This is a genomic window from Clostridium guangxiense (genome assembly GCF_021043395.1).
Classification (GTDB): Bacteria; Bacillota; Clostridia; order Clostridiales; family Clostridiaceae; genus Clostridium_S; species Clostridium_S guangxiense.
Genome location: NZ_JAJNKE010000023.1, coordinates 34,568 through 42,013, shown reverse-complemented (window position 1 = coordinate 42,013; position 7,446 = coordinate 34,568). Strand labels below are relative to the sequence as shown.

The 7,446-nt window shown below is 32.5% G+C and carries 6 protein-coding genes; 5 read left to right on the top strand and 1 reads right to left on the bottom strand.

Features of this window, described 5'->3' with window-relative positions:
- Positions 1 to 154 precede the first annotated feature (154 nt).
- Complete coding sequence (gene nagZ / locus LQK79_RS13425; RefSeq protein ID WP_231016863.1) at positions 155 to 1,384, bottom strand: beta-N-acetylhexosaminidase; 1,230 nt, start codon at positions 1,382 to 1,384, stop codon at positions 155 to 157.
- A 392-nt stretch (positions 1,385 to 1,776) separates the two neighbouring features.
- On the opposite strand from nagZ, the gene LQK79_RS13420 reads away from it, so the two are divergent.
- From LQK79_RS13420 to larC, 5 genes are all read left to right on the top strand, one after another.
- Positions 1,777 to 2,937 carry an aldo/keto reductase gene (locus LQK79_RS13420; RefSeq protein ID WP_053243483.1) on the top strand — a complete coding sequence of 387 codons (1,161 nt, stop codon included), beginning with the start codon at positions 1,777 to 1,779 and terminating at the stop codon, positions 2,935 to 2,937.
- Between the two features lie 209 nt (positions 2,938 to 3,146).
- Positions 3,147 to 4,130, top strand: a complete 984-nt coding sequence (cbiM, locus tag LQK79_RS13415) for a cobalt transporter CbiM (RefSeq protein WP_053243482.1) — start codon at positions 3,147 to 3,149, stop codon at positions 4,128 to 4,130.
- Complete coding sequence (locus LQK79_RS13410; RefSeq protein WP_053243481.1) at positions 4,127 to 4,924, top strand: energy-coupling factor transporter transmembrane component T; 798 nt, start codon at positions 4,127 to 4,129, stop codon at positions 4,922 to 4,924. The genes cbiM and LQK79_RS13410 overlap by 4 nt, the downstream gene beginning before the upstream one ends.
- 117 nt (positions 4,925 to 5,041) lie before the next feature.
- Entirely contained in the window at positions 5,042 to 5,767 is a 726-nt protein-coding gene (locus LQK79_RS13405) for an energy-coupling factor ABC transporter ATP-binding protein (protein ID WP_053243480.1), read from the top strand.
- 394 nt (positions 5,768 to 6,161) lie between these two features.
- Positions 6,162 to 7,352, top strand: coding sequence for a nickel pincer cofactor biosynthesis protein LarC (gene larC, locus LQK79_RS13400; RefSeq protein WP_231016862.1), 1,191 nt, complete (start codon positions 6,162 to 6,164; stop codon positions 7,350 to 7,352).
- The last annotated feature ends 94 nt before the right edge of the window (positions 7,353 to 7,446 follow it).

Here is a 7,446-nt window from a genome sequence, read left to right as displayed (position 1 = left end):
ACGCGGGGTTTGGGCGGAGCCCATTATCCTTCTAGAACTAAAAGCAAGCACTGTTTAAGCAACAGGCAAAATAAAAAGTAAGCAGAAATCAAGAACGCGGGGCTCATTTATTTAGTTATGGAAGGATAATAGGATTGAATTCCAACCCCGTGCCTCATTTCATATAATTGCCTAGCAAATTATTTATCTTATTATTAATCTCCTGTACATTAATGGAGGCTGTTTTAGTATCTTTTAAATTGTATTTTTCCTTAAGTTTTAAAATTCTATATACTTTTTCATTAATAGATTCCTCAGAAAGAGTACCCTTGGCAACTGAATTTTTTATGGCATTTAAAACAGTAACTTCTTTATCAAAGTCGTGACAAACCAAAATAATATCTGAACCAGCATTAAGTGAGTTTACAGAAGCTTCTCCTATGTTGTAATTTTTGACAATTGCTCCCATTGTCATGTCATCAGTAATTACAACACCATTAAAATTCATGCTTTTTCTAAGTATATCCGTAATAATGGTTTTTGAAAATGAAGCAGGATTATTAGAATCAATTTTAGGTAGAAGTATATGAGCTACCATTACCATGTCTGCTCCATTTTGGATTGCATCAGAAAATGGGATAAGTTCTAAACTGTTCAATCTTTTCATATCATTGTATACTATAGGAAGTCCAACATGTGAATCAATTGAGGTATCTCCATGTCCCGGAAAATGCTTTACTACAGGTATAATGTTTTGTGATTGTATTCCTTTCATTGTTTGTAGTCCTAATTTAGAAACTAAAGAAGGAGTAGAGCCAAAGGACCTATCACCTATAACAGGATTTTTAGGGTTACTGTTCACATCCAGAACAGGAGCAAAATCCACATTTAGTCCAAAGGATTTAATTTCTTGACCTAGTATTTCTCCAATTTTATAAGAAAAGTTTGAATTATTAACCTGACCAATAGCTCCATTGGATGGTAGCCTTACAAATTCTGAAGGCATTCTTGAAACTCTGCCGCCTTCCTCATCAACTCCAAGGAGTATAGGAATTTTATTATTTGATGAATTGATTTCTTTTAAGGAATTAATTAGCTCTAATAGTTGATCAGCATTTTTAATGTTTCGACCAAATAAAATAAACCCTCCTACATGATAACTATTTATTAAGGCTTTTGAATGTTCGTTATTTGTATAGTCATCTATGCCCGCTATAATCAATTGACCTATTTTTTCATCAAGAGTCATGTTATTTAATTTTTGCTTAACTGGATCTATTGGCTGCTTATGGATATTATTAGCTCGGTTTTGATTATTTTTTTTTAGAGTTATGCTTTTGCTGCAGCCGAACGTAAATAGCAAAGTTAAGATTAGTGCAAACAATGATATTCTTTTTATCTTCATCAAATTCACCTCTTGTTAGGTAGCTATAGCAGGATGTGAAAAATGTAGGTATTCTTTTTTACGGGCCGCCCATAGTGCTTTATGCGTGGTGTAGTAAAACCTATAGAATACCTTTTTTCACAACCTCCTATATTAGTGCTAATTATAATGATAATTATAAATTAATACAAGTAAAATATTTCTTTAGTATCATAAATGATACCATGTATCAATAAAGTGCATTCTTGTTAATAATTATACTGATAATTATACTGTAAATTGAAATAAAAAAAGTAATTATAATAAGGAGGGATTTTAATCTGATTAATTATTTAGTTGACATACTATAAGGTTTAAATTTAATATATTAGTAAAAGTATAAACGATTATTTAATATTTAGGGAGGAATTACTATGTTGTATAGAACTTTGGGAAAAACAAATGAAAAAGTTTCAGAATTAGGTTTTGGTTGCATGAGACTTCCTGTTATCGATGGGGATGGTACCAAAATTGATGAGAAAAAAGCTACAGAAATTATTCGTAATGCGATTGATGAAGGGGTTAATTATATAGACACAGCATATCCTTATCATGGTACTGGAGGAGAAGAAGGAGGACAAAGCGAACCATTTGTAGGTAGAGTTCTAAAGGACGGATATAGAGAAAAAGTTAATTTGGCTACAAAACTTCCTAGCTGGTTAATTAAAACTAGAGAAGATATGGACAAATATCTAAATAGGCAATTAGAACGTCTTCAAACTGACAGAATAGATTTTTATTTATTACATGCTTTAAGCGCAGAGCGCTGGGCAAATTTAAAAAAATTAGGAGTAACTGAATTTTTAGATTCAGCAATAAAAGATGGAAGAATAAGATATGCAGGATTTTCCTTCCACGATAAAGTGGATGCATTCAAGGAAATAGTTGATTCATATAATTGGTCTTTCTGCCAAATTCAATACAATTACTTAGATGAAAATAATCAAGCAGGAACAGAAGGACTTAGGTATGCAGCAAGTAAAGGCTTGGGCGTTGTTATCATGGAACCACTTAGAGGTGGTAGAATAGCTGCAAACCTTCCAGAAAAGGCTAAAAATGCTTTTGATAAAGCAGATGTTAAGCGATCTCCAGCAGAATGGGGACTTAGGTGGGTATGGAATCATCCAGAAGTATCTGTAGTTTTAAGTGGTATGGGTATTAAAGAAAATGTTGAAGAAAACATAAAAACTGCAAGTGATGCTGCACCTAATTCGCTAACAGAAAAGGAACTTAAAATAATTAATGAGGTTAAAGATGCATTTAAAGAAAGAATAAAAGTTAACTGTACAGGCTGTGAATACTGTATGCCTTGTCCAGGAGGAGTTAACATTCCTAAGAACTTTTCTTGCTATAATGAGTACAGTACGTTTGTTACTCCAGAAACGGAAGTGGAACTCAAGAGAATATATAATGGGGTAGCTGCATCAGAAAGAGCGGATAAGTGCTTAAAATGCGGTAAGTGTGAAAAAGCTTGTCCACAAGGCATTAAAATTCGTGAAGAATTAGAAAACGTTAAAGCTTTATTTATTAAATAGAGTAAAAGGTAAGGAGGAGAAAGTAGAGCGAAGGTATTTTCTCAATTAGAACTACGAAAAATTTTTCAAGGTAATAGATTTTTAGCAGCAAAGAGGAGGAAAATCAACCTTCACTGTACTCTCTACTCCTGTCAAAAATCACTTGTAAGTTTTGTAATATTATTAATTTAAAAATTTTATGCAATTTCTTTTGATTGGGGGCTAAGTAAGTGCATATACCAGACAATTATTTAAGTCCATCTACTTGTGTGGTTTTTGGAGCAGTAATGGTACCAGTATGGAGAAGAGCAAGCATAAAGGTCAAAGAAGAAATGACTAGACAAAAGATGCCTCTTCTTGGGGTGGCAGCAGCTTTTTCATTTTTGATTATGATGTTCAATGTACCGCTTCCGGGTGGAACCACAGGACATGCTATTGGAGGAGCGCTTGTAGCTATTCTACTAGGACCATACTCAGCAACCTTTGCAGTTACAATAGCTCTTGTAATTCAAGCATTGTTTTTTGGAGATGGAGGAATTTTAGCAATAGGGGTAAATTGCTTTAATATGGCTTTTATAATGCCCTTCACAGCTTTTTATTTATTTAAAATTATAAAAAGGCTATTTAAAAGCAAAAAGAGCGAATTCCTTGGCGCTTTTTTAGCAGCATACATTTCTGTTAATGCAGCAGCTTTATTTGCAGCAATTGAATTTGGTGTTCAGCCGTTGCTTTTTAAAGATTCTCTTGGAAGACCGCTGTACAGTCCATATGGACTAAATATATCTATTCCAGCTATGATGGTGCCGCATTTATTGGTAGTTGGAATTTTAGAAGGAATAATAACTGTTGGAGCATATAGTTATATAAAAAAGTTTTCCCCAGAAATAATATATAATGAAAAAATTAAAAGTGCAAAGGCACTGTATATTATAATAGGAATTCTTGTTTTAGCAACTCCACTGGGTCTTTTAGCAAAGGGAACAGCTTGGGGAGAATGGGGAACAGATGAAATTCAAAAATTAATGGGATTTGTACCTAAAGGGATGAAAAATGGAGTGAAGTTTAATTCACCAATGGCAGCTTACAGCATTCAAAATATGAGAGAGTATTTCGGTTATATAGCATCGGCAATAATAGGAGTAGTATTAATACTAGCAGTTATAAGAGTTTTAGCAAAAATAATTTTTAATAGGAAACAAAAGGAGAATAAATGATTCCAGAATGGCTTTCAGTAAAGGATACTTATGTTCCCAAGGAAGAAAAAAGCACATATATAGAAAAGAGTATTTTTTCTTTGATAAAAACACTTTCAATTATCAGACAAAGCAAAAGTAGGGATAAGTTAATATATTCATTAAATCCAACTTTAAAGGTTCTAAGCACCATAGTATTAATAATATGTATATCACTTTCAAGAAGTCAGGTCTATTTATTAGTAATTGATATGTATGCTTTAGCAAACCTTTTATTCATGGAAAAGAAAATCATAAAAATGATACTATGTAGAAGCTTAATATTTCCTATTATAACTTTGATTGCTTTAATACCATCTATGCTTTATGGCAATATTTATAACAGTTTAATGCTGTTTCAAAAAATAATAGTAACCATACTGCTTATGAATCTAATGTCACATACCACTAAGTGGAGTGAAGTTAGTAAGTCTTTAAAATTATTATTTGTACCAGATATATTCATATGGATAATGGATATAACCATAAAGTACATAGTTTTACTTGGAGAGCACTCAATTGATTTATTATATGCATTAAAGCTTAGATCTGTTGGTAAAGCTCCAAGCAAATATAATTACCTTACAGGTATTATGGGGAATTTGTTTATAAAAGCTTATAAGATGAGCGAAGAGATGTTTCAAGCCATGGAATGCAGAGGATTTGTGGGGGAATATACCACAAAAGTTAATTTAAAATTTAGAAAATTAGATTGTTTTTATTTGATAATAACACTGACATTAGTTGGTTTATTTATATATTGTTTAAAACGTTAAGATAGAGGGTTATGTTTTAAAGGAATATTGATAAAATTTATGATTGCGCCTGAAAAATGAATAAAAAATGAGGTGAGTTTTAGTAAGAATTTTTTAATTCTTTGCTAAAGAATATTGATGATAAAGCTAGAAAATGTTTCGTTCACATATAAAAATAAGACGGCCCTCGACAGTGTAGGTGTCAATATAAGAGAAGGGGAGGCTGTAGCTGTAATAGGGCCAAACGGAAGCGGAAAATCCACTTTTTTAAAGCTGTTAAATGGTATTATTTTTCCGAGTAAGGGAAAGTACACATTTGATAAGACAGAAATAAATGAAAATGCTTTAAAAGACACTAAGTACTTAAAGCTATTTCATAAGAGGGTGGGTTTTGTTTTTCAAAATTCTGATGCTCAACTTTTTTGTTCCACTGTTTTTGAGGAGGTGGCTTTTGGACTTATGCAAATGGGTTTGCCAGAGAATGAAATAAATAAAAGAGTAGGCGATTGCCTTGAGCTCCTTAACATATATAAATTAAAGGAAGAACATCCGTATAATTTAAGTGGTGGAGAAAAGAAAAGAGTTGCAATTGCTAGTGTTTTGGCTATGAACCCAGAAGTAATAACTTTGGACGAGCCCATGAATGGAATAGATCCAAAAGGAAAGAGATTTATAAGAGAGTTGCTTCATGATTTAAATAAAAGCGGTAAAACTATAATATGTGCCACTCACGATTTTGAGTATATAAAGGGAGTTTTCAATAGGGCTATTGTCTTTTCTGAGGACCATAGAATTGTCAGAGATGGTAAATATGAAAGTATTATAAGGGATGAGGAATTTTTAAGAAATTGTAATATTATATAAAGATTGCGAAGCAACTATAGTGAAAGGTTTTAACTCGCTTTGCTAGTTAAAAGACTAACTTTTTTACCTTTGGTAAAAAGTGAAGGGTTTGACGATGCTTTGCACGTCAAAGGTGAATTTTTCGGCTAAAGCCAAAAGTTAAGGTGATTTTTCTTCCGCTCCGCTGCTGAAAAATTATTGATTTAAATTAAAGATTTTCCGTAGAGAAACGTAGGAAAATCATCATTAGCTTTTTACTGAAGGTAAAAAAGTTCACCTTTTAACAAGCAGCGCAAGTTAAAACACTTCACCCTTAGCTTTTTCGCCTTATTTTTAGGCGAAAAAAGTTAGTTATTACTTCGCATTATTTTTAAATTACGAAAGTTAAGCAAATAAATTTAGGGAGTGAATTGAAATGAAAGTACTGTATTACGATTGTTTTTGCGGTATAAGTGGAGATATGAATTTATCAGCATTAATGGATTTAGGGGTTCCTAAGGAATATATATTAAGCGAACTTTCAAAGCTCAATTTGGATTCTGAATATGAAATGAAGATTGAAAAGTCAGAAAAATTAGGGATAACGGGAACAAGGGTAGATGTTATATTGAAGCACGATCATCACGACCATGAACATGAACAACACCATCATCATAGAAATTTAAAGGATGTAGAAAACATAATAAATTCAAGTTCGCTAGGAGATGCAGTTAAAAAATTAAGCTTAGATATATTTATGAAGGTGGCAGAGGCAGAAGCAAAGGTACACGGAAAAACTTTATATGAAGTTCACTTTCATGAGGTAGGAGCTGTTGATTCAATTGTGGATATTGTGGGAGCAGCCATAGCAATAAGTTACTTAAATGTGGATAAAATCATTGCTTCTCCTGTTCAAGTTGGAGGAGGTTTTGTTAAATGCGCTCATGGGGTTATGCCGGTCCCTGCTCCAGCAACTGTTGAAATATTAAAAGATATACCAATTAATACTGGAATAGTACCTTTCGAGACAACTACACCTACAGGAGCAGCTATTTTAGCCGCTAATGTTAAAGAGTTTACAGCTAAAGTGGATTTTTCTGTAGATAAGATTGGATATGGAATAGGTCATAGAGATTTAGAAATTCCCAATGTTTTAAGAGTGTACTTGGGAACGGTAGGAGCTGGAAAGGAAATAGAAGAACAGTATATAATAGAAACTAACATAGATGACATGAATCCAGAGTTATATGGATATGTAGAAGAAAAGCTTTTTGAGGTGGGTGCCTTAGATGTATTTAAAACACCTATAATTATGAAAAAGGGAAGACCAGCAATAAAGTTAAGCGTACTTGTTAATGAAAAAAGTGAAGATAATATTTTGGATATTATTTTTGAAGAAACTACTTCAATAGGTGTAAGAAAATATAAGGTTGAAAAGACGATGTTGCATAGAGAATTCTCGAGGGTAAAAACCAAGTATGGAGATATCACGATCAAGAAATGCTATTATAAAGGAAGACTGATTAAATACAAACCAGAGTATGAAGAATGCAGAATTGTAGCAAGGGAAAATGGAATAACTATTGCAGAAGTTTATAGAGAAACGCTAAAACAGAGTAAAGAGTGATTTTCGGTTAATAAATAGGAGAAGTGGTTTTAAATATGCATCATTGGTCTACAAGGATATAGAATGATAAACTTTAATGAAAAAAAGTAATGTT